The 26,433-nt window shown below is 61.6% G+C and carries 30 protein-coding genes and 1 pseudogene; 8 read left to right on the top strand and 23 right to left on the bottom strand.

Annotated features, from left to right (window positions below):
* Nucleotides 1-604: 604 nt before the first annotated feature.
* From LB513_RS17880 to LB513_RS17860, 5 genes are all read right to left on the bottom strand, one after another.
* On the bottom strand, nucleotides 605-811 hold the full coding sequence (locus LB513_RS17880) for a hypothetical protein (RefSeq protein ID WP_224664826.1): 207 nt from the start codon (nucleotides 809-811) through the stop codon (nucleotides 605-607).
* Nucleotides 812-1,033: 222 nt separating this feature from the next.
* Nucleotides 1,034-1,360: a hypothetical protein gene (locus LB513_RS25255; RefSeq protein WP_318011200.1), complete on the bottom strand. Its 327-nt coding sequence runs from the start codon at nucleotides 1,358-1,360 to the stop codon at nucleotides 1,034-1,036.
* Nucleotides 1,361-1,465: 105 nt separating this feature from the next.
* A complete protein-coding gene (locus tag LB513_RS17870) occupies nucleotides 1,466-2,317 on the bottom strand; it encodes a manganese catalase family protein (protein ID WP_224664825.1) in 852 nt (283 codons plus the stop codon).
* Between the two features lie 102 nt (nucleotides 2,318-2,419).
* Nucleotides 2,420-2,947 (bottom strand): metallophosphoesterase family protein, encoded by a 528-nt coding sequence (locus LB513_RS17865; protein ID WP_224664824.1) that lies wholly within the window; start codon nucleotides 2,945-2,947, stop codon nucleotides 2,420-2,422.
* Nucleotides 2,948-2,986: 39 nt separating this feature from the next.
* Entirely contained in the window at nucleotides 2,987-3,151 is a 165-nt protein-coding gene (locus LB513_RS17860) for a hypothetical protein (RefSeq protein ID WP_224664823.1), read from the bottom strand.
* A 333-nt stretch (nucleotides 3,152-3,484) separates the two neighbouring features.
* Between LB513_RS17860 and LB513_RS17855 the strand changes: the two genes are divergently transcribed.
* A complete protein-coding gene (locus LB513_RS17855; protein WP_224664998.1) occupies nucleotides 3,485-4,672 on the top strand; it encodes an NADH-quinone oxidoreductase subunit D in 1,188 nt (395 codons plus the stop codon).
* Nucleotides 4,673-4,918: 246 nt separating this feature from the next.
* On the opposite strand, the gene LB513_RS17850 is transcribed toward LB513_RS17855, so the two are convergent.
* Nucleotides 4,919-5,725 (bottom strand): DUF2243 domain-containing protein, encoded by an 807-nt coding sequence (locus tag LB513_RS17850; RefSeq protein WP_224664822.1) that lies wholly within the window; start codon nucleotides 5,723-5,725, stop codon nucleotides 4,919-4,921.
* Nucleotides 5,713-5,868: a hypothetical protein gene (locus LB513_RS17845; protein WP_224664821.1), complete on the bottom strand. Its 156-nt coding sequence runs from the start codon at nucleotides 5,866-5,868 to the stop codon at nucleotides 5,713-5,715. Before LB513_RS17845 ends, LB513_RS17850 begins: the two co-directional genes overlap by 13 nt.
* Nucleotides 5,869-6,023: 155 nt before the next feature.
* Between LB513_RS17845 and LB513_RS17840 the strand changes: the two are divergent.
* A pseudogene (locus LB513_RS17840) lies at nucleotides 6,024-6,237 on the top strand (cytochrome c oxidase subunit I); the annotation flags it as partial.
* 238 nt (nucleotides 6,238-6,475) lie between these two features.
* Complete coding sequence (locus LB513_RS17835) at nucleotides 6,476-7,468, top strand: alpha/beta fold hydrolase (RefSeq protein ID WP_224664820.1); 993 nt, start codon at nucleotides 6,476-6,478, stop codon at nucleotides 7,466-7,468.
* 121 nt (nucleotides 7,469-7,589) lie between these two features.
* Here LB513_RS17835 and LB513_RS17830 read toward each other — a convergent pair whose 3' ends face one another.
* A complete protein-coding gene (locus tag LB513_RS17830) occupies nucleotides 7,590-8,153 on the bottom strand; it encodes a DUF1003 domain-containing protein (RefSeq protein WP_224664819.1) in 564 nt (187 codons plus the stop codon).
* Nucleotides 8,154-8,360: 207 nt separating this feature from the next.
* On the opposite strand from LB513_RS17830, the gene LB513_RS17825 reads away from it, so the two are divergent.
* Entirely contained in the window at nucleotides 8,361-8,942 is a 582-nt protein-coding gene (locus tag LB513_RS17825) for a sigma-70 family RNA polymerase sigma factor (RefSeq protein ID WP_263482157.1), read from the top strand.
* On the opposite strand, the gene LB513_RS17820 is transcribed toward LB513_RS17825, so the two are convergent.
* The 5 genes from LB513_RS17820 to LB513_RS17800 all read right to left on the bottom strand — a co-directional run bounded on the left by LB513_RS17820 (nucleotide 8,943) and on the right by LB513_RS17800 (nucleotide 13,034).
* Nucleotides 8,943-9,119, bottom strand: coding sequence for a hypothetical protein (locus tag LB513_RS17820; RefSeq protein WP_224664818.1), 177 nt, complete (start codon nucleotides 9,117-9,119; stop codon nucleotides 8,943-8,945).
* Nucleotides 9,120-9,479: 360 nt separating this feature from the next.
* The gene (locus LB513_RS17815) at nucleotides 9,480-10,421 is read right to left on the bottom strand and encodes a beta-xylosidase (protein WP_224664817.1); all 942 of its coding nucleotides are present in this window, start codon (nucleotides 10,419-10,421) and stop codon (nucleotides 9,480-9,482) included.
* Nucleotides 10,414-11,175: a TIGR04290 family methyltransferase gene (locus LB513_RS17810; RefSeq protein WP_224664816.1), complete on the bottom strand. Its 762-nt coding sequence runs from the start codon at nucleotides 11,173-11,175 to the stop codon at nucleotides 10,414-10,416. Before LB513_RS17810 ends, LB513_RS17815 begins: the two co-directional genes overlap by 8 nt.
* A gap of 162 nt (nucleotides 11,176-11,337) precedes the next feature.
* On the bottom strand, nucleotides 11,338-11,934 hold the full coding sequence (locus LB513_RS17805) for a histidine phosphatase family protein (protein WP_224664815.1): 597 nt from the start codon (nucleotides 11,932-11,934) through the stop codon (nucleotides 11,338-11,340).
* On the bottom strand, nucleotides 11,931-13,034 hold the full coding sequence (locus tag LB513_RS17800) for an inositol-3-phosphate synthase (protein WP_224664814.1): 1,104 nt from the start codon (nucleotides 13,032-13,034) through the stop codon (nucleotides 11,931-11,933). The genes LB513_RS17805 and LB513_RS17800 overlap by 4 nt, the downstream gene beginning before the upstream one ends.
* 150 nt (nucleotides 13,035-13,184) lie before the next feature.
* Between LB513_RS17800 and LB513_RS17795 the strand changes: the two genes are divergently transcribed.
* Nucleotides 13,185-14,930 carry a hypothetical protein gene (locus tag LB513_RS17795; protein ID WP_224664813.1) on the top strand — a complete coding sequence of 582 codons (1,746 nt, stop codon included), beginning with the start codon at nucleotides 13,185-13,187 and terminating at the stop codon, nucleotides 14,928-14,930.
* A 10-nt stretch (nucleotides 14,931-14,940) separates the two neighbouring features.
* Here the strand turns inward: LB513_RS17795 and LB513_RS17790 are convergent, their stop codons facing one another.
* The 9 genes from LB513_RS17790 to LB513_RS17750 all read right to left on the bottom strand — a co-directional run bounded on the left by LB513_RS17790 (nucleotide 14,941) and on the right by LB513_RS17750 (nucleotide 24,129).
* Nucleotides 14,941-15,126, bottom strand: a complete 186-nt coding sequence (locus LB513_RS17790; RefSeq protein WP_224664812.1) for a hypothetical protein — start codon at nucleotides 15,124-15,126, stop codon at nucleotides 14,941-14,943.
* A 79-nt stretch (nucleotides 15,127-15,205) separates the two neighbouring features.
* A complete protein-coding gene (locus LB513_RS17785) occupies nucleotides 15,206-16,237 on the bottom strand; it encodes a UDP-glucuronic acid decarboxylase family protein (protein WP_224664811.1) in 1,032 nt (343 codons plus the stop codon).
* A 23-nt stretch (nucleotides 16,238-16,260) separates the two neighbouring features.
* Entirely contained in the window at nucleotides 16,261-17,370 is a 1,110-nt protein-coding gene (locus LB513_RS17780; RefSeq protein ID WP_224664810.1) for a glycosyltransferase, read from the bottom strand.
* Nucleotides 17,367-18,461: a glycosyltransferase gene (locus tag LB513_RS17775; RefSeq protein WP_224664809.1), complete on the bottom strand. Its 1,095-nt coding sequence runs from the start codon at nucleotides 18,459-18,461 to the stop codon at nucleotides 17,367-17,369. Before LB513_RS17775 ends, LB513_RS17780 begins: the two co-directional genes overlap by 4 nt.
* A complete protein-coding gene (locus LB513_RS17770) occupies nucleotides 18,458-19,588 on the bottom strand; it encodes a glycosyltransferase (RefSeq protein ID WP_224664808.1) in 1,131 nt (376 codons plus the stop codon). Before LB513_RS17770 ends, LB513_RS17775 begins: the two co-directional genes overlap by 4 nt.
* Nucleotides 19,589-19,590: 2 nt before the next feature.
* Nucleotides 19,591-20,691 (bottom strand): glycosyltransferase family 4 protein, encoded by a 1,101-nt coding sequence (locus LB513_RS17765; RefSeq protein ID WP_224664807.1) that lies wholly within the window; start codon nucleotides 20,689-20,691, stop codon nucleotides 19,591-19,593.
* Complete coding sequence (locus tag LB513_RS17760; RefSeq protein ID WP_224664806.1) at nucleotides 20,676-21,968, bottom strand: TIGR04295 family B12-binding domain-containing radical SAM protein; 1,293 nt, start codon at nucleotides 21,966-21,968, stop codon at nucleotides 20,676-20,678. Before LB513_RS17760 ends, LB513_RS17765 begins: the two co-directional genes overlap by 16 nt.
* A complete protein-coding gene (locus LB513_RS17755) occupies nucleotides 21,965-23,026 on the bottom strand; it encodes an NAD-dependent epimerase/dehydratase family protein (RefSeq protein WP_224664805.1) in 1,062 nt (353 codons plus the stop codon). The genes LB513_RS17760 and LB513_RS17755 overlap by 4 nt, the downstream gene beginning before the upstream one ends.
* Nucleotides 23,023-24,129 (bottom strand): NAD-dependent epimerase/dehydratase family protein, encoded by a 1,107-nt coding sequence (locus LB513_RS17750; RefSeq protein ID WP_224664804.1) that lies wholly within the window; start codon nucleotides 24,127-24,129, stop codon nucleotides 23,023-23,025. The genes LB513_RS17755 and LB513_RS17750 overlap by 4 nt, the downstream gene beginning before the upstream one ends.
* Before the next feature lie 203 nt (nucleotides 24,130-24,332).
* On the opposite strand from LB513_RS17750, the gene LB513_RS17745 reads away from it, so the two are divergent.
* Both LB513_RS17745 and LB513_RS17740 read left to right on the top strand, forming a co-directional pair.
* Nucleotides 24,333-24,608: a hypothetical protein gene (locus LB513_RS17745; protein ID WP_224664996.1), complete on the top strand. Its 276-nt coding sequence runs from the start codon at nucleotides 24,333-24,335 to the stop codon at nucleotides 24,606-24,608.
* Between the two features lie 64 nt (nucleotides 24,609-24,672).
* Entirely contained in the window at nucleotides 24,673-25,695 is a 1,023-nt protein-coding gene (locus LB513_RS17740; protein ID WP_224664803.1) for an SDR family oxidoreductase, read from the top strand.
* A gap of 30 nt (nucleotides 25,696-25,725) precedes the next feature.
* Here the strand turns inward: LB513_RS17740 and LB513_RS17735 are convergent, their stop codons facing one another.
* Nucleotides 25,726-25,980: a hypothetical protein gene (locus LB513_RS17735; protein WP_224664802.1), complete on the bottom strand. Its 255-nt coding sequence runs from the start codon at nucleotides 25,978-25,980 to the stop codon at nucleotides 25,726-25,728.
* A 155-nt stretch (nucleotides 25,981-26,135) separates the two neighbouring features.
* Between LB513_RS17735 and LB513_RS17730 the strand changes: the two genes are divergently transcribed.
* The gene (locus LB513_RS17730; protein WP_224664801.1) at nucleotides 26,136-26,354 is read left to right on the top strand and encodes a hypothetical protein; all 219 of its coding nucleotides are present in this window, start codon (nucleotides 26,136-26,138) and stop codon (nucleotides 26,352-26,354) included.
* Nucleotides 26,355-26,433 lie beyond the last annotated feature (79 nt).

Genomic DNA, 26,433 nt, shown 5'->3' with positions numbered 1-26,433 from the left:
TTGGATGTCCTGTTAATCGCGACGGCAGCCGCGCCTCGACCTGTCTGGACACGGAACTGGACAATGCAACAAAGGTGTCATCACGGTCGGGATAGCCGGTCGGGCAATGCCAGACAGGGTCGCCCCCGCAAGGGGAGAAGGATCCGACTGCCTGCGCACCACTGCGGACAAGCCGGGATAGAACTGCCGTCATTGTCGTCAGCGTCGCGCCGCGCAGCGTTTGGTACCGAAGGGAGGCCCCGCTAGTTTGCCCGTTTGGTGGGATCATCGAGGGCTAATCCTGAGCTGAATGTTCCATTGACACCTTTGATGCCATATTCCGAAACGCGATGGTCGGGCTATGCACAACAGACCAATCTGTGTGAGATCAATCTTCGTGGCTGGGCAGGTTCACACACGCCCCTGCAACAACCCGGGCCGCCTGTTGTTCCCGGCGCCGGCGGAAAAACGGTCCGCCTGCAAAGCGTTCATTGGAAGGAGATCATTGAACGCGCACAAGGACTGGCGCGCGGTGAAGTCGGCTGGTTACGTCCCGACAAAAGGCACGATAACGCGCGTCCGCTGACTGGTCACGCAGCCCCGGGATGCGGAGCCCGGCCGATGCTTAGTCGCACGTATCGCCTACATGATCGAAGTGGATGACAAGGCCGCAGGCCACGGCGCGGTCGGCGATCATGTTGACGAGATGTCCGTCGGCGACGGCCGGTGAGGGAACGACCTCTTTCAGAGCCTTCAGGGCAAGCTGTGTCGACAACAATCCGCTCCGCTTCCTGCTCCTCACATACTGATCTATCAGGGATTCCAGTGGCATTTGCCTGCCCTCCGCATCGGACAGGGTGTTATTATCCCGGTCAGGGATCCGCGGCATTCACATTGGTTAAGGGCGGCCCGGACCCTGCCATGGCAATCAAGGACCTCTCGCGATGGTGAGGCCCGCCAGCGGGCGTTCAGCGCCAGCAAGCTCGGGTTGGAGCGGCGGCGAGCCCGGAGCCATCGTCCGCGCTATGGGAATGAGACGGGCGAGGACGCCCACTCAGCCTCCGCCGATCGGCGTGACGATCTTGCCCGTTCCGTCGCACTCGTCGCAGTCGTGACCATCGACCATGCCGGTTCCGGAGCAGCGCCCGCACACATTTTCACCAGCGCCCAAGGTTCCCTCGGCGACTTCGTCGGAGTTCGTTCGCGTTGGCTCGGGCGACCTCGCCTTGCGCAGAAGTTTGTCTTTCACCTGGCTGGCCCAGCCTTCATCGATCTCCGGCGCCTGGCTGGTGTCGTCGGGCAGACCCGCAGCAGATTGAGCGATCGTCTCGTCGCGCGGGCGGCCATTTAGTCTGGCCTCTGTCTTTGGCTCCTGTGCCATGGTTCCCTCATTCGAAAGAAGCCGACGCGGCGCGCAGGGAGCTTTGCGCCGCGCCTATCGGGCCCCTAAGCCGCCTCGGGCAACCGCCCGGGGCTCCGGGCGTGATTATGTACCGAGCTCTCCCATGCCATCCATCATCTGCTCGTTCTGGGCTCCGCTGTCTGGCCTTGGCGGCGCAAGCATGGGCTCGCCGCCAGTGGGCTTGCCGGGAACCAGCGAGAACTGGCCCCTGCCGTCGATCGAGGCGCCCTCGCTCCATCGGCCTTCGGCTGGCGCGACGCCGTCAACGAAACAGTTGACGAAGGCGTAGGACACATCCTGCTGTTCCTCTGCCTGCGGGAAGGAATTGGGAACGGGAAGTGAAGCTGCGAGACCTCCCATGTCCTCGATTGCCGCCAGCCATTGTTGCTGGTGCATGGTGTCGCGTGCGATCAGGAAGGACAGCATGTCTTTCATGCCGGGGTCGTCGGTCATGTTGTAGAGACGCGTGGCCAGCACCCGGCCGCTGCCCTCGGCTGTGACATTGGCCATCATGTCGGCGGCGAGATTGCCGCTGGCATAGACGTGCGAGGCATTGAAGGGAACCCCGTTGCAGTTCTCGGGCAAGGCGGCAAGGCCGGTCGACAGGATGTGGCGGAAGTTCATGCCGTTGAGCACCGAGCCGCCGACTGCGTCCGCCGACACGTCTTCCTGCAGTGACAACGGCGCGCCTTCGAGGTTGAGGGCAACGGCCGTGGCCAGCATCTCGATGTGGCCGATCTCCTCGGTCGCGGTGTTGAGGAGGAGGTCACGATATTTGGCTGGGCCGCGGCAGCCCCAGGCCTGGAAGAAGTACTGCAGGGCGACGCGGATTTCTCCCTCGACGCCACCTATGGCCTGCTGCAAAGCACGCGCGAAGACAGGATTCGGTTTTTCGACCGTGACCGGGAATTGGAGTTTCTTGTCGGTGTAATACATGAGCTTGATCTCCTTTGAGACCGCCGAACTTAGGTTCTATTGCATTGTTCCAAGAAACCGACGTATTTCTGCGACCAGCGTGGCCTGCTAGTGCCACAGTGATCACTCGGCGACCGCTGCTGGTCCAGGCGGGGTCGCCCTACGGCGCCTGGCTTTGATCGCGGCTAAGCTGACGGGGCGGAGTTCCCAGCTGTCGACGCCGACATCATGCTGACGCGTCATCGGCTTCAACCGGCCATGAGAATGGCCGTGCAGGTTGATCGATCGCTTGCCGATCTGGTTCCAGGTGCGGAACGGATAATGGCAAAGGATCAACAGGCTGCCCTCGAGGAGCAACTCTTTATAGTGATTGACGCTTGCCCAGGCCGAAGCACCGACCGTGGCAGCGCCATCGTTATTTCCTATGATCAGGTGCTTGGTACCGTGGAGGCGCGACAGCATCGACGAGACGGTCTCGGCTGATCCTTTCGCGAAATCTCCCAGGTGCCAGACCTCGTCGCTCGGGCCTACAGTCTCGTTCCAAAACTCCACAAGTGCCTCGTCATGCTGCGCCAAGGAGACGAACGGGCGCCGGTCCAGCCGCAGAATGCGGGGGTCGCTGAAATGTGTGTCGGAGGTGAAGAAGATCATGCGCCCCTGTCGTCTGCAATGCGCGCTTGATGACCGCTTCTACCGGTGCACTGAGGAGCGTTTGGCTTCATCATCGACGTTCTCATAGGCTCGCCTGAATATATCGAGTGCCTCCTCCTTGGCGAGGCCGCACTTTCGGGCAAAGTAGACGGCTTCGATGGCCCATCCGCCGGCGATTTCAGTCTGGTCTTCTTTCTTGCCCATCAATCTATCGTCTGCCGGCGGTCGTGCGAAGAGCCCGCGCCCTGGGAAGGGCCGGCGCGGACGATCGGGTCACCGATCTGCAGCATGACTGCCGCGGGGCTCGAACTGTGGCGTGGGCCGATTGTTCCGGGCATCGAAGAAGTTCGCGGCAATGTCTCGACAATTACCGTGCAGCACCCGGGTTGCTCTAACGGTCGCGCCGCGTCGCGTTCGGGCATGACGTCACACTTGCGCGACGGCGTGGGCCATCTGCAGGGCGCGCACGGCCGTGGAACGAACACACAACTGCATAGTTCGGGCGGTCCAAGTAAATGTGCAAAACCGGTATCTGTCATGGCCGATAATTCAGTCCGCAACTTCAACATCAATTTCGGCCCGCAGCATCCGGCTGCTCACGGCGTTCTGAGGCTGGTGCTGGAGCTGGACGGCGAGATCGTCGGCCGGGTCGACCCCCATGTGGGCTTGCTTCACAGGGGAACCGAGAAGCTGATCGAGGCCAAGACGTATCTGCAGGCGCTGCCGTATTTCGATCGTCTCGACTACGTTGCTCCGATCAGCCAGGAACATGCATGGTGCCTGGCGATTGAGCGGCTGATGGCCCTCGAAGTTCCGCGGCGTGGACAGATAATAAGAGTGCTCTACGCCGAGATTTCACGGATTATGTCTCATCTCCTGAATATCACGACGCAAGCCATGGATGTTGGTGCGCTCACCCCGCCGCTCTGGGGTTTCGTGGAACGCGAGAAGCTGATGGTGTTCTATGAACGCGCCAGCGGATCCAGGATGCACGCAGCATATTTCCGCCCCGGGGGTGTACATCAGGATCTACCTGAAGATCTTATCGCGGATATCGGCAGGTGGATCGATCCTTTCCTGAGGACCGTGAGCGACCTCGACACGCTTCTTACGGGAAATCGCATCTTCAAACTGCGCAATGTGGACATTGGCCGCATCTCTCAAGAAGACGCCTGGGCGTGGGGCTTCTCGGGCGTAATGGTTCGGGGATCGGGCGCCGCATGGGATTTACGGAAGTCCCAGCCTTATGAATGCTATGCAGAACTCGATTTCGATATTCCGGTGGGCATCAACGGCGACTGTTATGACCGCTACCTGGTGCGGATGGAGGAAATGCGGCAGTCCGCCAAGATCATCCGCCAATGCATCGACCTCCTCGTCAAAGAGGGCGCCGGACCGGTTTCGCTTCCCAATGCAAAGGTCGTTCCACCCAAGCGCGCCGCGATGAAGCGCTCAATGGAAGCACTGATTCATCATTTCAAACTTTATACGGAGGGGTTCCGGGTACCCGCAGGGGAAGTCTACGCGGCGGTGGAAGCCCCGAAAGGCGAATTTGGCGTCTATCTGGTCTCCGATGGCTCGAACAAGCCTTACCGCTGCAAATTACGCTCCCCCAGTTTTGCCCATCTCCAGGCTATGGATTTCCTCTGTCGGGGCCACATGTTGGCAGACGTTACTGCGGTGCTTGGTTCGCTGGACATCGTCCTTGGCGACGTCGACCGCTGAATTCCATTGGTATCTCTTCCCACATAGCGCGTCTGAACCAGCTCAGATCAGACCATCTTTTTCGCCTTGGGGCGGGAACACGTGCCAGGCTTCTCAGTTCTGTGGTCGCTTGGCATTTCCCGGTGCCACGCCAGGATGCTGGCTTCACAACAGCATTCACGGCCCGCCTCGGTTCCCTCCCGAGGCGGGCTGCCATCGCCCGGAAGTAGGCTGCAACGCCTCCGCCGCTTCTGTCGGCGCTCGGGCTTAAAGTCTGGCGGGAATGCTGCTTGCTCCGGCAGTATCCGTCCATGCGAGGCACCCGGCCATGACAGGCGTTTTGCTGACGACCAGGGCGCCGCGTACGTACAGGGCTGCCAATCCACGCCATGAGATGTGGTCAACCAGCCAGACGGTGCCGCTGGAATCGACCCATTTAAGCTGGGCATCGGCGGCCTGAACGGCCTGCATCATTTCCGATGGCTCCATACCCGCCCGAAAGACGATGATGGGATTGGCAGCCCGGTTGAAGAGCGGGCCGACGCCAGCCGCCAGCCCCGCCAGCAGCACGATGCTCGACAGTGCAGCCGAAGCGCCGCGGGACGGCCCCCCGCGGTTGGGGAGCACCATCATCAACAGCAACGGCACGATACCGAAGATGGCCAGCCAGGCCACGTCCCAGGCGAGTGGCACGTCGCTGTTCATTTTGATCCGATGCAGACCCAGCAGCCAATGAAACAAAACGGCATCCACCATATGCCAGACGCCGAACCCGATCAGGGCGAGCCGCAGGATATCGGTCGTTAATCCTGGCCGAGCGCCAGCAGCCCTCGCGGAGACCAGCAGCACCGTGCCGAGGACGGCGAGTACATACATGAAAAGGTGGAAGAGGCCGTCGGCCACGATCTGGAAGCGCAGGTCGGAACCCGCCGGGCCGCCCAGACCTGATAGAAGATGGTGCCACTGCAAGATCTGATGCAGGACGATGCCGTCGAAGAAACCGCCCAGTGCAAAGCCGAGCAACAGCCAGCCTGCTCGCGTTCTCGAGCCGAGCCTCGCGGTCATGGCGTCCATGTCAGGAAAGTCTGCTCCTGTTGCGTGAACATCGACATGTCCGGCGTGGGGTCATGAAGACCATGACGAGCCTTGATCCAGAAGGCTGATATCAGCGCGGCAACCACGATCGTCAGAACCCGTGTCGCAGCAATCATAAGCATGGAGTGTCGATCCTTCAGCCCCGCAGGGTCAGCGCCCGAGCCGAACTATGGCCTGCCGCAAATGTTCCCGACCGTGACCCATTCCGCAGAGGGAACAATCAACTTGAAGCATGGTTCGGATGCGTCGCAAGGGGCGGCTCAAGCGGAAAACGGTGATGAGTGCATATTCGCCAGCAGCTCAGGGCGGTCTCGCAGTTCACAAGCTGAAGGGCATAACCCGCTGGCTGTTTTCGACCGACCACAAGGATATCGGCACGCTCTACCTCATCTTCGCGTTGTTCGCGGGGGTCATCGGCCGGGATCCAGATTTTCCCCGGGCTGGCGTCGGTCATCTACGGCTACCAAGGCGACGCGGCCAGGGATGCAGGCACTGCGAAAGGTTCCCAGATGTCCGTCCGACATTGCGAAGACTCGAAGCCGCCAATCTTCCTAGGATCAGTTCGGTGTCGGTAGGCCGCTGCTTCAGCCCACGCACTGTGGGCATTAGGCCCGGCGCAAGCGCCGATGTGTTGACGGCGTCGAACCACTCGTCGCTCCGGCCTTTTCTCTGCAGTTCGCGAGCCAGGCCGTGCGGCGCCGCCCTGCAGCCCCGACGCCGGAGGCTACCATGATCGCAAGGCGAGCAAAGCTGCCGACCTTGCTTGCGGCCGCCGCCTTGGCGCTCGCCACTTACAATCACGCGCGCGCCAGAAAGGCCCTGGTCCAGGGTTCGGTGGGACGGACCATCCGGATCAGTGGAGTGAACCTCCGCGTCATCGATAAAGGCAGCGGGCTTCCCTTGCTCCTGTTGCATGGAAACGGCTCCGTTGCTGAGGATTTTGCGATCAGTGGCATTCTCGATCAAGCGAGTGCCAAGCACCGGGTTCTCGCCTTCGACCGCCCCGGCTTCGGCGGCAGCGCGCGACCGCGCGGCGTGTTGTGGTCGGCGCGCCGGCAGGCCGATCTTTTCCATGAAGCCGCGCTCAGCCTCGGAATTCGCAGGTATCTTGTGCTCGGACATTCCTGGGGTGCTTGGATCGCGCTGGAGATGGCGCGCAGGCATGGACGGTCGGTCGCAGGCCTAGTCCTCGTCTCCGGGTATTACTATCCACCACCGAGGCTCGATCTTGCTATCGCCGCGTTGCCCGCCTTGCCCCTGATCGGCACGGCATTGCGCCACACCTTGCTGCCGCTGGGAGTTAGGCTCGGCTGGCAATCGGCCATGCGAACCATATTCCAGCCAGGCCCGATCTCCGACGTTTTTTCGGCGGCCACAAGGGAAATTGCCAGCCGGCCTTCTCAGCTGCGATCTGTCTGCGAGGAGACAGGCCTGATGCTAGGCGCGGCGCTTTTGAGAAAGCCAAGCTATCGAGACATCGATGTGCCGACCGGCATCGTAGCCGGAGCAGGGGACAGGCTATTCGATGCTCGGCATGAGGCGGAGCGTTTGCATGCCGAGATTTCGGGATCATTGATAGAGATAGTCCCGCATTCCGGCCACATGGCGCACCACAGCGACCCGCGGACGGTGCTTCGGATGCTCGACAGGGTGGCGAATTTGCAAGCCTCATCCCTCCAGGAAGGAGACCGCAGGGATAAGTTCTCGCCAGCCGCGCTCTGACTAGCAGCGACCGGCTCAAAGGCTATGGCAGCCGAGCGTCGGCTCTCCCGCGGACTCGGCGAGCCATTCACTGGTTGGAAAATCCGATTTTCAATTGCGAAAATGAACAGCTTGATAGGGGTCACGAAGCTTCGGGATCGTTCTCTTCGATTTTATCGAGTACGGCTTCCGGTGCGATATCCCTCGCCAGTTCAGCCACTTCATGATCGACACCGGTTTGAATCCCTAGGTGCTTGGCGACGGCTGAAACAATTTCGACGAGACGCGTGATTTCATGCTCAGCCAAGAGGTTGGTCTGGAGGTCCAGTTCAGCGCGCCGCCGCGCAGCACGATCCATTCTGTTTTGACTGATCATAACAAAAGTGGAGAGGAATATCGCTTCCACCGACGCAATCATCGCCAGCACCACAAGAGAAGAATCCCACGGATTGACACCGAGCACCCCTAGGTTTGCCAGGATCCATGTGCCGAAGATGAGGATATGCAGATAAATCGATACCATGCTGCCCGCAAAGTTGGTGATGGCGTCAGCTATTCTATCTTGCAGTGAAGCGTTTCCCTCCTCGTCCTTGCGCCGCTTTGTCAAGGCCTGCAGATTACGTTCGAGGACCGGAGACAGACCGCTCGGCTGGGGTGGCGGAACCGTTGTTTGATAGCGCAAAGGCTCGGTACGTCCAGAATCCATTGCAGCCTCCGTGAACGCCCCGAACTGCTGTTGGCAAGCTTGGTTCCCCTTGAACTAGGAATTGTTCTGTCGCCGATTTTTTGTCTGGCTTGGCGGCTTCATCGGGGCGATTTAAGTACCTCGAAGGGAGTTGCTGTGGGGGAGGAACGTTCCTCGTCTTCGCACATTCCACATCATGTGCATCCATCAAGCTCGGGGGTCCAACCCTTGTTACCCAGAGAACCTGCAGCTGCTATCGACACAGACAGCCTTTCTATTGTTGATCTCATTCCAGCCTTGCGCGCATTCGCGCGAACGTTTTGCCGCGTCCCGGACGACGCCGACGACCTCGTCCAGGAGACCCTGACCAAGGGCCTTGCCAATCTCGATAAGTTCGAGGCGGGAACGCGCATGAAATCTTGGCTTTTCACAATCATGCGCAACACGCATTACACGCGCATCAAGGCTGCTGTGCGCGAGGCGCCCGGTCTCCTCGACTGCGCCTCCAGCCGTCCTGTCACGGAAGCCCCGCAAGACTGGTCTATCCAGAGCAAAGAAGTCCACCAGGCAATCCAAAAGCTGCCTGAACATCAGCGCGAGGTTCTGATGCTGATCGGTGTACTCGGCGTCAGCTACGAGGAGACAGCCGACATTTGCGGCTGTGCGGTTGGGACCGTTAAGAGCCGCCTCAATCGGGCTCGCGCCGGTGTATTGGAAGTTTTGGGCGAGACGTCGTCGCAAGCGCTGGTGGAAAGACAGCATCCCCTTGCCGACAATCACTGGGATCGGGAAGTCGGCAGGGGCAGGTAATCAGTTCGTCGTTTGGTGCCGCCGCTTTTGGACAAGCGCGTTCTGCAATTCGATTGCCAGTTGCGTCAGCCGATCAGGAACCTTCTCCTGCTCGATGGCACTCAACAGTGTTGTAATCTCATGATCTGCGCCCAGGCTGGCTTGGGCAGCGAGATCGGGTGGGCTGGTGCGAGGCATATGCTTCTCTTAACAAATGACAGTCCCTTGCCGCCACTCTCACCACATACCGCTGACGTTTGCAAACGTCCTCTCGCAACAGCGCCAATTCGCCTCGCAGCTGCACAACATTCGGCCCGGATGCGACGCGTTCTGAAAGGTCAACTTGAAGCTGAGATGAGGTCAATCTTCCGCAACCCACTGCATGGTCTTGAAATCGGGTCGGATCCGGTCGGACTGCGATTCAATCGTCTGATGCAATCGCCTGGGACATGCTCGCGTTGCGTGGACTGGTTGTTTCCTATCCCTGATGCGGCCAAGGCCCAGTGGCCTGGAGCCGGTCTGCCTGTCGAGCCGGGACCGAACTCATTGCAAAGTTGGTCACGGGGCTCCCATGGCGGTCACTCGCGACTCCGGTGCCGTGTCGACGGTAACCCCTGGCGCGTAGCGGCGGGTCATCGTCGCACAGAACTCTGCAAATTCCTCAGCTATTTGCGGCGGGCTGGAGTGATGCGGCTGCAGGCCGCGATGCTCCGGCGTGAAACAGTAGGTGACGGTGACGTCAAAATCCGCGAGTGCCTCCATCTGCCGGTCGAACCAGTCCAGTGCGTTCGGCCTGAAACTGTCAGCCCAGGAAAGACCGGTTCGTAAATTGGTGACGCCAAGCCTCTTCATCCACGCGACCGCCTCGTCGAGACGGGGGTCCTCGAAATGGAACCACTGCACCAACCCCATTTGCGGGGTATAACGCGCGAACTCTTCAAGAGCGGGCTTGGGTGTGCCATCCTCGCGCAGCAGACCCATGTAGAAGTGACGGTAGTAGGAAGAGCCCTCTGCCTCGCGATGGCGGGTCGTTGCGCCCCATGCTCGCGGCAGGTCGTAGAGACTGTACCAGTGAATGCGTGGGGCATTGCCAAGCAGCAGTTCGGCGGTTCGCCGCAGGCCCCAGAGCTGGACTTCCTCGGCCCCGAAAGTCGACACGCCGACTTCGCTTACCCAGATCGGCAGCTCGGTGACAGCCGCGATCTCGCCCAGCTTTTGCGGCCACTCCTGGATCTGCCAGAGGTTCCAGTCGAGCGGAAAGCCGTGGACGGCCACGGCATCGACGTGATCGAGCACGCCAAACTCCTTCATGCGCGTCATGAAACCGGCATCGATCGGCGATATCCCGCCCAGCACCTTGGTCAAGGCGGGGTTCTCGCTCGCGATCGCATCGGCGGCGAGAATTGCCATATTGGCGAAACGGCTCCAGTCTTGATCGAGTTCGGGATCCCAATGGGACTTGTTGTTGGGCTCGTTCCAAATCATCGCCGCTTCAATCATGGCTTGGTCCTTTCGCGGGGTAGACGGCGCCGCCGCCCGCCGCCTCGCCAGCAGCACGGCAGAAGAACACCTCATCCTCGGGATGCTGCAGGATTTCGAAACCGGCGCTTCGCAGCATCGCCTCGGTGCAGGCGCGGTTGGGTATCCACCAGTTGGTCGGATCGTCCGCGTAACGATGCTCGATGAAATGTAATTTCGGGAAGGCGGCACGTTCGAACAGATCATGCGTCCAGAAATGGTAGTTCTCTTCGACCGGGAGAGTTTCCTTGCTGCCGCGCTGCATCGACTGGAAAACCAAGAGGTCATTTGCAACATGCTGCCGGATGAGATCGAGCGCCAACAGCGGATGGCGCAAATGGTAGAGCACTCCCATGAACAGCACGATGTCGAAGGTCTCACCCAATGCGCCGACATCATAGACCGATAACTGGCGGAACTCGATTTCGCAGTCGGCGATCTCAGCAGCAAAACGCGCTTGCGCCAGATAGGCTTCATCGAAATCGATGCCCAGCACACGTTCGGCGCCGCGCCTTTTCATTTCGATAGAGTAGAACCCGGCATTGCAGCCGATGTCGAGGACGGACTTGCCCGACAGATCGTGCGGAATGACATCCGCGAATTTTCGCCATTTGACCGAAGGATAGTTGCCGAGGAAATGATCGGGGGCGGTCGCCACGCCGGCAAGCTCCATATTGTGGAACCACGGCCCCAGCGCGTCGATGCGGGCCTGTATCTCGGCACTGGAATGCAGCATGGCTAGTCTCCTTCGCCAGGTAAGGATGGGGTCCCCGACCGCCACCGCGCCGGGAGGCGGCCGTTGACCAGCGTACCGAAACACACGTCGTGGCAATCCCGTCGGCGCCAAGATGCGGCACGACGGCGAGACCGAAATCCGGACAAGCGCATGCGGCCTCCGTCAGGCGCTTTCATTAAGGCGAATGAGCTTGGAACCCCAGTCGCCACAGACGATCGTGGTGATCGAGGCAGGCTCGATATCGAAGCGAAAACAGTCGCCGAGCTGCAGTCCTAGAACTTTGCAAACGGCGGCCTTGATGACATCGGCATGGCTGATCAGTGCGACGCACTGATTCATGGCGTTCTGGCGAACGGCATCCATGAGCCCGATAACGCGCTCCTGGACATCCTGCATCGTCTCGCCGCTCGGTGTGCAGGCGCTTTGACGCTGACTGTTCCACGTCTGCCAGGCCGCGTCTTTGTTCAATTCCTCGAAGGTCTTTCCCGACCACGCGCCGAAGTCTATCTCGTCAAGTTCGGCGCGGATCGCAATTGTCTTCACAGCGCAGGCGATCGCCATCGGCTTGGCGGTTTCGAGCGTGCGCTCGCGCGGACTGCTGCAAATTGCGGCCAATGGTTCGCGCGACATGCGACGCGCCAGATGCATGGCTTGCGCCTGACCGGCCGGGCCAAGGCTGACGCCGCCCATTCTGCCAGCCAGATAGCTGCCGACATTGTCGTGCGCGGCATGCCGGACCAAAAAGAACGTCGTCGTCATTCTGCCGCGTCGAGCAACGGCTCGCCCCTGCCGGCGATAAAGTCCAGCGTGCGTTGACGGGCTTCGGCGTCGGTGAACTGTTCCGGCGGCGACTTCATGAAGTAGCTGCAGGGGCCGGTCAATGCTCCGCCAATTCCGCGATCGAGAGCGAGCTTGGCGCAGCGAACCGCGTCGATGACGACACCTGCCGAGTTGGGCGAATCCCACACTTCGAGCTTCAGCTCGGCATTCAAGGGTACGCCACCGAAGGTTGTGCCCTCGACACGTATGTAGGCCCATTTACGGTCGGTCAGCCACGGGACATGGTCGCTGGGACCGACATGAATGTCGCCCGCTGCGAGCGGGACATCGATCTGGCTGGTTACAGACTGGGTCTTCGAGATCTTCTTCGATTCCAGTCGCTCACGTTCGAGCATGTTCAGGAAATCGGTATTGCCGCCGAAATTGAGCTGGTAGGTGCGGTCGATGCGCACCCCGCGTTCGCGAAAGAGGTTGGCCAGCATGCGATGCACTATTGTTGCGCCGACTTGGCTCTTGATGTCGTCTCCCACCAAAGGCAGACCACGCTCCTCGAAGCGCTGGCGCCACTCCGGCCGAGAAGCGATGAAGACCGGTATGCAGTTGACGAAGCCGCAGCCGGCTTCGAGCGCGCATTCGGCGTAAAAGCGAGTCGCCTCTTCGGAACCGACCGGCAGATAAGATACCAGTACATCAGGCGCGCTTTCGCGCAGCCTTGCGACAACATCGACGACAGGCTGCTGCGATTCCTCGATGTCGTCGCTCAGATATTTGCCGATCCCGTCAAGCGTCGGACCGCGCTCGACGCGGACGTTGGTCGGTCCCACCTCGGCGAAACGATAGGTGTTGTTGGGCGTGCTGTAGATTGCCTCGGCGACATCGCACCCGACCTTGCCGTCCGCCACATCGAACGCGCAGACGATTTCGATGTCGTCGACATGATAGCCGCCGAGATCGGCATGCATCAGCCCGGGGATTGGTTCGTTGCTCTTGGCATTGCGATAGTAAGTCAGCCCTTGCACCAGCGAGGATGCGCAATTGCCGATACCAACGATGCCTATTCGAACTTTCTTCGATCCCACGAAACCGCTGCCTCTGTTGCTTAAAGGTAAGTTCCTGCCGCCGAACCGCGATCGGCCAGGAATGTTCCTTCAAGGCGCAAAAAATTGCGTTGCCGGCCTGCGGATCGAAAATGCCTGCCTTCGCGTTGCGGCAGACAGCAAAGCAGGACGATGATTGTCTTTGGTGACCACAAGCAGAAGCACCACGCCGGCCGGCTTGCCGAGCTCGCTTGCGCGGCCGCGGGCAAGATCGGTGCGATGCGGCCGGGCGTTGAACGGCATTCCGCTCTGGTCACGCTTTTCGTCGACGTCTCGGAACTGATTCAGGGCCTGGCCGATGCCCAGTTCGAGATCGCGGGCGCAGACCGCAACTCGGCCTCGCAGCAACTTGGGGCACAAATACTGGTCGCACTTGCCCTGGAGGTGGCGCGCTCCTGGCAAAGCGGCTTTGCCGCTGCCGGTGCGCTTGGCTGCAACCTTCCGCAGATGTTGGCCAAGCTGGATCTCCGGGGTGAAATCATCACCGGCGCCGCTGAAGGCTATACCCACTATGCACTCTATCCCGAGACCTACCTTGCCGCGGCCTATCAGTCCGGCCTCGACGCCAACACATGCGTCATCGGCATCCGCAGCATTGGTCTCGGGCTTGCCGCGATGGTCGCGGCCGCTCTCGAGGCACCACCGCCCATAAGTGTAAGGCCGGTGGGACATCCGTTTGCCAGGCATATCACCGCCGCGCCCGATCTGATCGACAACTGGCTGCGCAATCCGGCGACCAGATACGCGATCGTCGATGAGGGGCCTGGCCTCTCTGGCAGCTCATTCCATGCCGTTGTCAGCTGGTTGCGCGACCGCGGCGTCGGTCTCGCCAATATCCATCTGTTCCCAAGTCATCGAAACGGCCCAGGCGGCAAAGCGACGGAGGATATGCGTGCCACCTGGTCCCGATGCCGTATCCACTGCGCTGATTTCGAACACACGTTCAACGCCCGCGCGGGCGGAGAACTCGCCGATTGGGTGGGCAAGCTTCTGGCAACGCCCGTGGCTGAGCTTCGTGAGATATCCGGAGGAGGGTGGCGCCATGAGCTGGCTTTGCCTGCCGCCCAGTGGCCACCGATCTTTCCGGATTTTGAGCGACGAAAGTTCTTGGCTTCAGCCGGGGCGGAGCGCTGGCTGGTCAAGTTCGCCGGACTTGGCCAGAGTGGACTGCGCAAGCTGCGCACAGCCATATTGCTGCACGAAGCCGGTTTCGGCCCGCCCGTGGCAGGCCTCTGCCACGGCTTTCTGGTCGAGCGCTGGATCGAGGCGAAGAGGCTGGATGGCGCCGATCTGGCCAGAGAACGGTTGATCGAGTGGCTTGGGCGATATCTCGGCTGGCGCAGCGCCCATCTGCAAACATCGCAGAGTGGCGCTGCATACGATGCGTTGGCAAGCATGGCGGTGCAAAATTGCACCGAGGCGTTGGGGGCAAGCCGAGCGGCTGAACTGCGCCGTTGGTTCGAGGCCAGGCCCGTGCCGCACTCCGCGGAGCGTGTCGAGATCGACGGGCGCCTGCACCCTTGGGAATTTCTTGTCTGCCCTGACGGCAAAGTGCTCAAGACAGATGGTCTCGATCACTGTCGGTCGCACGAGCTTATCGGCTGCCAAGCCATTGAGTGGGACATAGCCGGCGCCATCATCGAACATAATCTATCAGTGGCCGGATCGATCAAGCTGGCGGCCTGCGCGGAGACTGCCATGCACCGTGCTGTCGACAGCGAGCTGCTGAGCTTTTTGCAGCCATGCTATCTCTCTTTCCAACTGGGACTATGGAGCATGGCCGAGCAGGCTCATGCCGCTGAAAGCGAGCAGCTGCGGCCTCGCATCAGACGCTATAAGGCGAACTTGTCCCGCTTTCTCGACCACGCAAGGATGTGATGTCGCTAGTTCAGTCCAGCTTGCGCAGCATATCGGCTTCCTGCTCCAGGATAGCCGCTATTTCGTCGCGCCCCATATGGGTCATCATCAGGCTGACGCAACATTCCAGATAGGTGATGGAGCTCCGGCGCAGGAACTCTGCCGTTGTCTTGGCCGCCAGTTGATCGATGTCCTCGACGTTGCACTTCGGTTGCACTGCATTGTTCTCCAGTTAGGCATTGAACCCGCAGCTCCGCCGAATGTTTTCACGAAAGCGGAGCATGCCCGGCGGGCTTTCACACGGGGACGTTTTGCGTGTTGTCCGTAGCCGGTCTGGTGACTGCGTTGATAGGCTCTGCCCCGCTGTCGTCCAGATCGGCGAAATAGGCGATGGTCGCCAGCAAGCCGTCCCGCAGTGCCACTTTCGGCCGCCAGCCGAGCAGGGTCTTGGCCCGTGTGATGTCGGGACGCCGCCGCCGCGGGTCGTCTTGTGGCAGTGGCAGGAACGTCACGGTCGAGCGAGTGCCTGTCATCTTGCGCACCAGGCTGGCGAGCTCGAGAATGGTGAACTCTCCGGGATTGCCGAGGTTGACAGGCTGGCGGGGGTTGGGGTCGATCTCCATCAGGCGCAGCAGTCCCTCCACCAGGTCGGTAACGTAGCAGAAGGACCTCGATTGCTGCCCATCGCCGAAAATCGTCAGCGGCCGTTTTTCGAGAGCCTGCATGACGAGATTTGAAACGATGCGGCCGTCGGCCGGATCCATTCGGGGACCATAGGTGTTGAAGATGCGCGCGACACGGACATCGGCCCGATCCGCGCGCAAATAGTCGAAGCAAAGCGTTTCGGCGGTTCGCTTGCCTTCGTCATAGCAGGCGCGGGGACCGGTACAATTAACGTGGCCGACGTAATCCTCATGTTGCGGATGCTGTTCGGGATCGCCATAGACTTCACTGGTCGAGGCCTGCAGGAAACGGGCGCCTTTGGCGACGGCCAGTTCCAGAAGGTTGAGGGTGCCGACCACGCATGTGCGCGTGGTATGGATCGGATCGGCCTGGTAGCGCGGCGGGGAGGCCGCACAAGCCATATTGACAATGCGATCAACCGGCCCCTCAAGCGCTATGGGCTGGCAGACATCCTGTTCGACGAGGCGGAAACGCGGGCGTCCCAGAAGTGAACTGATGTTTTCGAGCCGGCCTGTGAGGAAATTGTCGACGCAGATCACGCTATGACCGCTGTCGAGCAACGTGTCACACAAGTGCGAACCGAGGAAGCCGGCACCGCCCGCAACAAGTATCGTCAGTGCTGGCGTCTTTCTGAATTGGGACATTGCCATTCTCTCCTGTGTGCCTGTCATGCTGCACTTTCCGCATTCTGGCCGAGCGCCTGACGCGCTTGGTCTGGCTGCATCAGTTTGGAAATGAGCTCCTTGGCTCGCGCAGCTCCCGTGTGATCGGCCAAGACAATCGCCTGAGCCTGCCTGGCAACGCTGAGTCTCGTCCGCTCGGACTGGCTGTCGAGGATCCTGATGACGTCTTGCGCACTTGCCGCGGTTTCGATCGCTGATTGCGGGAACAAGCTGTCGAGCCCCGGCCAACGGTCGCTGATGATCGGCGTGGCGCAGGCGGCGGCCTCGAACAGCCGCACGCTGGGTGACCACCCAGCCTCGATCATCGACCTGCGCGTCAGGTTCAGCGTGTAGCGTTGGCTGCTGTAGAAAGCGGCGTGCTCGTCGGGAGGAAGATGGTCGATGCGCTCGATATTATCGGGCCAGATGATGTCGGTCGGATATTGCGACCCGGCAACGACAAAGCGTTGTTCGGGCAACCTGCGGGCCGGCTCGATCAACAGTGTTTCCAATGCCGGCTGCCGGTCAGCACTGTAGGTGCCGAGATAGCCGAGATCCCATTGGATGGCTGTTTCAATTCGATGATGGCGCTTCGGATCGACGGAACAATAGAGCGCTTCCGCACGTCGCGCGCCGAACTCCGACTTCAAGCGGTCCAGCGTCGGGCCGCCGGTGAACGAGAAATAGCAGTCAAAATAGGGAACTTGGCGGCGGGCCAGATAGTCGCAATCATCTTCTGCGAGTTTGGCCAGCGTTACGGGCGTATCGATGTCGTAAAAGCACAATTGCCCGGTGCATAACGAGGTCAGGCTGTCGATCACGCCCTTTCCTTCAGGAACGAAAGATCCCATGACCACGATGTCGGCCCGCTGCAGCTCCCGCTCGTGGCTGCGGCGCAAGTCATCGACGCGGTCGTAGTAGCGTAGAGCGCAAAAATCCGGATCGTGCAGGTCCCGGTGCTGTGCATACCAGGGCACGTCGCGCTCCAGGAAAATGACGCGATGGCCGAGTTCGTTCAGGCCCCGCAGCAAGCCGCGAAAAGTCGTGGCATGTCCGTTGCCCCAGGACGACGACAGGGAAAGGCCAAGGAAGACGATGTCGAGTTGCGTGTTCATTCCGCCGCCTCCGCTGTTTCGCTTTCGAGATGGCGCTTGAAGATCGTGTCGACCAGTTCGGCCCGCAATGTGTAGGTGTGGTCGGCAAGCACGCGGCTCAGCGCCGCCGCGCCTATAGCCCGGGCCTTCGACGGCGAAAGCGTGCGCATGATCTCGGCGACGTCGGCGCCGTCTCTGGCAACCAGGATCTCCTCGCCCGGCTTCAAAAACACCTCGACGCCAAGCCAAGCGTCGGTCACCAGGCATGCGCCGGCACCAGCTGCTTCGAATACGCGCGTGGCGGGAGAGAATCCGTTCGCCGCCATGCTGTCGCGGCTGATGTTCAAGACTGCTTTGGGCGTGACGTTGAAGACATTGTGATCTCTCGTCCCGACATGGCCAAGCCATGAGACGTTTGACGGCAGTGGCTTGTCTCCCCAGCCCGAGCCGCCGAGCAGGAAGCGCTGGCCGTCCAGCGCCTGTGCTGGCTCGAGGAAGAACGCCTCGACGCGCGCCTCGCGGTCGGGAAGGCGGTTGCCTAAAAAGGCAAGATCGCAGGCAAAGCGCGGATCGCCGGCAACGGGATGATGCGTTTCCGGATCGAGCGCGTTGTAGACGGGGATACACTCGGCCGCGCCCATCGCCCGGTATTCCCAGACCACCGGATCGCCTCCGCCATAGGTCAGGACGAGGTCGATCCTGGTTAGCGCCTGATGCAGCGGATGATCTGGATTGTTGCGCAATTCATTGAGCGTGGCCGGAGCGTCGACGTCCCAGAACACCGTCAATGCATCAGGGCGGGCATGGTCGAGCACCGCGCGCAGCAAGGCGTCGTCCTCAAAGCCGACACCGCTTGCCTTGACCACGATGTCGGCTTGCGCGGCGAGTGCAGCTACTTGCATCAGCGAGTGGGCAGTAGCCTCGTAGACGACGACGGTGCACCAATCCGGCGCTTCGATGTCGCGATGTTTTTGCCGGTCGAAGGCGTCAGGCTCGTAAAAGACGATATCATAGCCGCGCTTGGCAAGCGCCTTGAGCAGCCCACGATAATAGGTCGCCGCACCATTCCAGTAGGAGGACAGCAGGCTGGAGCCATAGAATGCGATTTTCATGCGGCGGCCTCCTTTGCCGGCAAATCTTCGGACACGTGGCGATTGCCGCATCCGGCAAGAATTTCGAACAGCTCGTCGGCTCGGTGCCGGCATGTGTGCCGCGCGCGAATGGTCTCGAGACCGGACGCCGAGAGCGACGCCGCAAGCGCCTGGTCGTGCCGTATGTCGCGCAGGTGCTGGCTCATTTCGGCGCCGTCGCGGGCAAACAGGAAGTCTTGGCCGGCGCGAAACAGCCCTTCGGTGTCAGACCAGGGTGCCGAAACCAGCGGAATACCGCAGGCCAGCGCTTCGAACATTCGGATGGTGGGAATACCACGAAGGCTTTCCCGATACGCCCGGCGGGGAATGTGCATCGTGACGCGGTGATGGGCGAAGGCCTCAGGCACGTCGGCGTTGGCAATCCAGCCTTCATGGCGCAGGCCGGCTGCAGCCAGTGCCGCCAAGGCTTCGGGCGGGTAGCGCACGCCATGAACGGTTCCCGACAAGCCAAGCTCGCGCGCCGGTTGGATCAGAAATTCGGTTATCTCGGCGGTCCGCTCGTCGTCGCCCCAATTGCCGATCCAGACCAGATCCGCTCCGGGATCGATGCCGGGCAATGGCCTGAACAATCGGTCGTCGGCCGCCTCATGCCAGGTGAAGACACGCTTGCCCCACCCGGCGCGAAGATAGCCATCGCGCAAGGTCTCCCCAAAAACCAGGACGCCGTCATAATTCTCCAGCTCCAGGGCCGAGATCTCTTGCGTTGCCGATACCGCCCGGTGGTGCGTGTCGTGGAAAAGAAGGGTGAAATCGCCGCCATTGGCCCGCGCACGCCCGACGCGTGCCACAAGGTCGGGCGCCGTCCATTCATGGACGATCACCACATCGGCGTCGGCAAACCAGGCTTCATGATCGAAGACCGGGTCATACATCACCGAGGTCAATTCCGGGAAGTCATCGCGGAAGCGTTCGATGGCGGAACGTCCCTTCTCGGCCAGAAGGTTGGAGCGGCTCCAGCCGTCCGCCGGCTCCAGCGCAATGACATGATGTCCACGTGCAGTGAGTTCGCGCATGATCCCGCGCTGGAAATGCGCGTTGCCGTGGTTCCAGTCGGAAACGGCAGAGTGGGTGTAGAACAGAAATTTCATGGCTAGCGTCCTGCGGCGGCCACAGCCGCCAGATCGTAGATTTCGCTCGTTGCGCCCGCCTGGACCGGCAAAGAGAACCTGCGGCCCCGATCCGCCGCCAGGCTGCCGAACTGGCGCCGCAGTTCACCATCTTCGGCAAGCCGGGCGACGCAGTCCGCAAGCTGATCGGCGTCGCGCGCCTCGAAGAACAAGGCCGCGCCGTCCCAGATCTCGCGATAGGTTGGGATGTCGGCGAGCACCAGAGGTGTACCGGACATCGCGGCTTCGAGCGCGGCAAGCCCGAACGGCTCATAGATAGACGGCGACACGAACATGCCTGCCCTCGCCATCAGTCGGCGCACTTCGTCATGTCCGACCGGTCCAAGCCCGCAGCAATTGGCAAGACTGGCCCGCTGCCCGTTGGGGCCGTCGAGGGGTCCTGCCGCGTAGACCGGCCACGGCGCGATCGCTGCCGCCTTATCGAGAGTGCCGGCGTTCTTGCCCTCGTCCCACCAGCGCGCGGCAGCAAAGACGAAACCGTCACGCCCTTCGCCTGCCGGGCATGGTCCAGCGCCATTGTGGACGACGGACAGTCTTGCAATCGGCCCATAGCAGGCCTGCAGCGCCGCGGCATGGCTTTGGCTCGGTGCTATTACGGCATCGGCCCGATCGAACCCCGCTCTATTGCGCTCCCGGTGCCAGGCCCAATCGCCGGCGACGACGTCGCCGCGCACGGCATGCAACCAGGTCATGACGCAGGAATGCGACATCGCCACGATTGGGCAGCGGAGCTCGAGGCCGGCCGCCTGCGCCGGGGCGTTGAGATGCATCAGATCGATCGCGTGAGCGCTGACGAGGGCCTGGAGTTCGACGGGCAACCGATCGAGATCTTTCTCATCGCGGGCCATCCAGTCCGGCGGAGTGGTGAGCCACTCCAGCGCCGCAAAAGCCCGAGCCTCGTCCGCCTGGGCTCGCGACGGCTCAGGTCCCAGCCCCGCCAGCACCACGCTATTGCCTTCGGCCGCCAGGGCGCGCGCCAGATCGAGCGAATAGCGCCACACACCACCGACCGCATCGGTGGTCATAAGAATGCGCCGCGGATGACGGATCAGTGACTGCAGCACGTGGCCTCCAGTTCCGCCAGCGCGCGTGGGCGTCTTTCCTGGATGTCGCTGAAGGTCTCGAAGGAGGCGAGATAGTGATCGTGGGCACGTTCCCAGGCAAGATCGTCGGGCTCACCCCACAGCTCGCGGTAGCTGGGCGAACTTGGATAGGGGTAAAGGGGCACCGGCTCATTTGCCCACACGCCATTGTCGATGAGGTGCTTGCGCCAATAATCCACAAGCGCCGGATCGTCCTCGACGACGCCGATCAGATTGGCCTGTACGAAGGGGATGTGACGACGGGCGTCGACCAGCAGCGCGGCGAGTTCCTCGGTGCCCAGCCGGCACCGCTTCGCCAGCATCTCACGGCCTTCGACGGTGAGGCTTTCGAGGCCAGCTTCAACCGACACGCAGCCGGCCTCGCCCAGCAGCCGCAACAGATCGGGTTTCCAGAGATCGATGCGGGTCTGCACGCCGAACTGAATGTTGCGCTCGACCAGCGCCTCCAGAAGGGCTTTCTGCGGCAGGAAAATCTCGTCGATGAAGTAGATATAGCCGACACCTTGCGCGATCAGCCCGTCGATCTCGGCGATAACGGCGTCGTGATTGCGGCGGCGATAGCCATCGCGGAAATCGATCTTGGCGCAAAAGCTGCAATTGTAGGGACACCCTCGCGACGCCTCCACCTCGGCGCCCGCACCGTGCTGGTCGGCGTCGAACCGATGGTGATGATGCGCATGGGCAGCGATCCATTCGGAGGGCCAGTGCAGGGCAGGGTGGTCGACGAATCGGCTTGCATGTGCGCCCCCATTGGCTGCGAGCGTGCCATTGACCAGGCGCGCCGTGTGCGGCACGTTTTGCCAGTCGCGGTGTCGGGCGAGATCGGCGATGATCTCCTCGCATTCGCCTTTGACGACGATATCTACGCCGAGCTTGCGCAGAGTGGGCGCCGGTGTCGCCGAGCCATGCGGTCCGACCGCGACGGTGCGGCCGCCGCGTCCCGCGAGATGGCCGAGGAATTCCCCGGGCACGCGCAGCTCCGGCGGAGCGCAGCGCCAGAACAGATAGGTCGGCGCGGTGGTCACGACCGTGATATCTGGTGCGAAGTCTGCCACTCGCTCGGCAAGCATGGCGTTGTCGAGCGATTGCAATTGCCCGTCCAGCATCAGCACCTCGTGGCCTTCAGTCTCCAACATTGCCTTGGAATAGCCGAGTTCCAGCGGCAGATGCGGCTGGCGGCAGCCGAAGTAGATGCTGTGCGTGTATGTCCAGAAGGGATTGACCAAGGCGACTTTCATGCAACGTACCTCGCGGCTTCGAGCCCAGGCGCCAAACGATGCTGCCGCAGCCAGGCGGCGAGATCGCGTAGGCCATCTCGCCAGGAGAATTTCGCCTGCCAGCCCAGCGCGGCTTCGATCTTGCGGGTGTCGGCAACGAAGAACGGTTGGTCGCCGGTCCGCCCGCGGTCGTAGTGAAGCGCGATGTTTTCACCGGTCATGCTTGCGATCTCGGCCACCAGCGCCCGCAGGCTGACAGCGTTGCGCGGTCCCCCACCCAGGTTGAAGGCCTGGCCCTTGAGATCATCGATGCGGGCAAGAACGCCGCGATAGGCGGCAACCGCATCGTTGACATGCAGGATGTCGCGCACCTGGAGACCGTCGCCGTAAATGGTAATGGGGCGGCCGGCGAGTGCGCTAAGCAGGAAATGCGCCACCCAGCCCTGATCCTCGGTGCCGAATTGGCGCGGTCCGTAAATGCAGCTCATGCGCAGCACCGCCGTGCTCAAGCCGTAGGACTTGGCGTAGTCGAGGACATATTGGTCAGCCGCGCCCTTGGAACAGCCATAGGGCGTGCAGAAGTCCAGGCCTACGTCCTCCCCGACGCCGTTGGCGCGGATATCGTCGTCGCAAGGCTCGTAGTGGTCACGCGCTTGACGCACGGCGATCTGCGGCAATGCGCCATAGACCTTATTGGTGCTGGCGAAGATCACCGGCGCGCCGACCCGGCCCCCCGCTTCCAGCACATGGAACGTGCCCCTCACATTGACATCGAGATCTTCCGCCGGGTCGGCAAGGCTGGTAGTCACGGCTGTCTGCGCGGCCAGATGGAATATGGCTTTTGCGGCAGCCAGCGCAGACATCATCGCCTTCGCATCGCGCACGTCCGCTCGCTCGACGGCAAGCAGATTGCCGTGTTTCTGCGCCAGCCATTGCAGGTTCTGCTCGACGCCGGGCCGGCTGAGATTGTCGATGACCAGCACCGGCTTGCCATCCGACATCAGGCTGTCGGCGAGATTGGAGCCGATGAAACCGCTGCCGCCGACAATGGCAACGGCAGCCTGGCGATGATGGCTCATGACACCAGTCCCCGTTCTTCCAATTCCCGCTTCATGTCGGCACCCCGGTCGATGGCGACGGTGTTGCGTACCCAGGCGACAAACTCGTCGAGAGAGTGTTCCAGCCGGTGTTCCGGTTCGAAGCCGAGCAATTCGTGCGCTTTAGAAATATCGGCAAAGCAGTTGCGTATATCGCCCGAGCGTGACTTGCCGAGGATCTCCGGCGACAGGCCGGGCTCGCCCATCGCTTCGGCGAGCAGGCGGGCGACTTCGCTGATCGTGTAGGAACGGCCGCTGCCGATGTTAATGGCGTGGCCATGCGCCTGACGCTGTTCCAACGCCAGGCGAAAGGCACGCGCGACGTCGCGCACATGGACAAAGTCGCGCTTCTGCTCGCCATCCTCGAAGATCATCGGCCGCTGGCCATTCGCCAGACGCGACGCGAAATTGGCAAGCACGCCGGTGTAAGGATTGGACAGCGCCTGCCCGGCGCCGAAGACGTTGAAGAGGCGCAGCGCCACCGCGTCGATGCCGTAAGCCTGGCCGAAGATCAGCACGGCCCGCTCCTGCGCGTATTTGGTCAGCGCATAGATAGAAGCGAGATCAGCCCGCTTCTCTTCATCGGTGGGGACAGGCGAAAGCCTGTCTCCGGTGCCCGACAGAAGGTCCCACTGGCCGCTCTTGATATCGCCGGCCTTGCGGCGGGCGTCATCGATACGCCGACCGTCCGCGGTTTCGTACAGGCCCTCGCCATAGATGCTCATCGAGGAGGCCACGACGATGCGCTCGACCGGTTGCTTGATGAGTGCCTCCAGGAGGATCGCGCTGCCGAGATCGTTGGTGCCGACATAGCGGGCGATCTCATACATGGACTGGCCAACACCGACTTCGGCGGCTAGGTGAACGACTGCGTCGACGTCCGACAGCGCCTCGATCACGGCCTCGCGGTCGCGGATATCGCCCTTCATCAACTCGGCGCCGCCGGGAAGAGCGATGGCTTCGGCGCCATGCACCTGCTCCAGCAGTGAATCGAGGATACGCACCTCATAGCCATGTTCCACAAGCTCCTCGGCGACGTGACGGCCAATGAAGCCGCAGCCTCCCGTAACCAATATGCGTTTCACGATGACTCCTCTGAGATTGGTTTGGGCAAGATCTGGCGTTGGCGCCCCGAACTGGCGGGCGGCAGCTTTGTTCCCTTGTTTGAACAAAGTTCCTTCGCGCGAGCGTGGGACCGGGCGGCGCAAAGCCGAACGCAGAGTTTTGGAACATTGCTGCTTCGCCGCTGTTAGGCCGCTCATCGGTCGATGGCGAGAAAGGCAAAGCGATGTCTGAAGCGAAAAAGACAACCAACCACGACGAAATCCGCAACTGGGTCGAGGAGCGGGACGGCCGTCCGGCTGTTGTCCGCACCAGCGGAAAGGGCGGCATCCTGCGGATCGACTTCGGCGAACCCGAAGACACGCTCGAACCGATCGAGTGGGACGAGTTCTTCCGTATCTTCGATGAGAACGAACTGGCTTTTTTGCACCAGGACGAGGCCGGCAACGGCAAACAGAGCCGCTTCAACAAATTCGTGGAGCGCAGCGGAGCCTTCAGCTGAGGCGCATCAGCGCCACAGAACTCAGCTTTTCGCCGGAAAGCCGGCATTCAACAGGAGCTAAGACATGACGGACAAATCAAATCCCGCCGCGACGTCGCGCCGAACCGTCGTCGGCGGCATGGCCGGCGGCATGATTGCCGCGCTGGTAGCGCCAGCACAGGCAAAGCAGGCCAATGCAGCGGCGGCTTCCGGCCCGGCCGCGGCGCCTGCCAAGCAGGATCCGACCAAGCAATATCCGCGGCCACCATTCAAGCCGCAGCAGCAGGAGTGGCCGGGCCTTGCGGGCAAAATGGATCCGCGGCCCGATCACGGCGAAGACAGCTACAAGGGATCCGGCCGGCTGGCCGGCCGCAAGGCGCTTATCACTGGCGGCGATTCCGGGATGGGCCGCGCGGCCGCGATCGCCTTCGCGCGCGAAGGTGCTGATGTCGCCATCGGCTATCTGCCAGCGGAGGAGCCCGACGCGAAGGAGGTGGTGCAGCTGATCGAGGCAGCCGGCAGGAAGGCGCTGCCGCTGCCTGGCGACATCCGCGAGGAAAGCTTCTGCCAGAAGCTGGTCGAGGATGCGGTGGCCGGGCTCGGCGGACTGGACATACTGGTCAGCAACGCCGCGCGCCAGCACCCGCAGAAAGAGCTTGCCGACATCACCACGGAAGCTTTCGACTGGACGTTCAAGACCAATGTCTATGCCATGTTCTGGATCACCAAGGCGGCGCTGAGACACATGGATGCCGGGTCGTCCATCATCATCACGAGCTCGGTGAACGCCTACGATCCTGACGAAGAGCTTGTCGACTACGCCATGACCAAGGCCTGCGGCCAGAACTTTACCAAGAGCCTGGCAAAGCAGCTGGCCAAGAAAGGCATCCGCGTCAACGCTGTTGCACCCGGGCCAATCTGGACGCCGCTACAGCCGAGCGGCGGCCAGTTCCCGGAAAAGCTCCCCCAGTTTGGCGCCGACAGCCCGATGGGCAGACCGGGGCAGCCTGCCGAACTCGCCTCGATCTATGTGCTTCTGGCGTCGCAGGAGGACAGCTACGCGACCGGGCAGGTCTACGGCGCGGTCGGCGGGGGAGGCGGTCCCTGAGGAATACCAGCCTGCGCCGCCGCACTCTTTTCAACCCAGCGGCTTATCGGTCGGGCGAGGCGTCGTGCTTGCCTGACGGGGGCGGCCCGCATTGCGATTGGCAACGCGGCTATCGAGTGGCGATTCGGATGCTAGCGGCGCGCCGGCGGTCTTGGGAACTGTCGGCCTGCCACCTTCGTCACTGTCCTGGGCGTCGCGGTGCGGATGGGGCAGGCCATCGGCGCCAGACGATCTTATAGGCGGTCTGTCAGCCTCTTGCGCCGGCATCACCTTGTCCTTGGCCATTCTTGATCTCCTCCGGCTGGCAAACAATTGGAAACAAGGGCCGAACTTGCACAGGGTGCGAATGTTCCCTCGGTGTCAGGAATTGCACGCTTCAAAGGCGCAGGTCGGAACCAATCACGCTGCCAGATGTTGCGGCAAAAACACGGAGCTACCTCATGGGACTGTTCTCCGAACTGGACAAGAAACTCACCGAGAATGTCTACGCTCACGGCAGTAAGTTGACGGACGCTAGCGCCGACCTGCCGAAAAAAGTCAAAGACACGGTCGATCTTTTGATGCCTGTAATCCGGCCCGAGGCGCGGGAAGCGGTGCGGTCGCAGATCCTCGGCATCATTTATGAGCACTTCTGCGACGACAGCGTGTCTTCGCCATAGCCGAGCCGGCAGCGACGCCCAAAACAACGCCCCATTCAGCACGGGTGCGATCACCTAAGAGCGGACTGATGGCTATGGC

Source organism: Mesorhizobium sp. ES1-1 (assembly GCF_020164785.1).
Taxonomy (GTDB): domain Bacteria; phylum Pseudomonadota; class Alphaproteobacteria; order Rhizobiales; family Rhizobiaceae; genus Mesorhizobium.
This window is presented reverse-complemented; position numbering and strand designations above follow the sequence as displayed.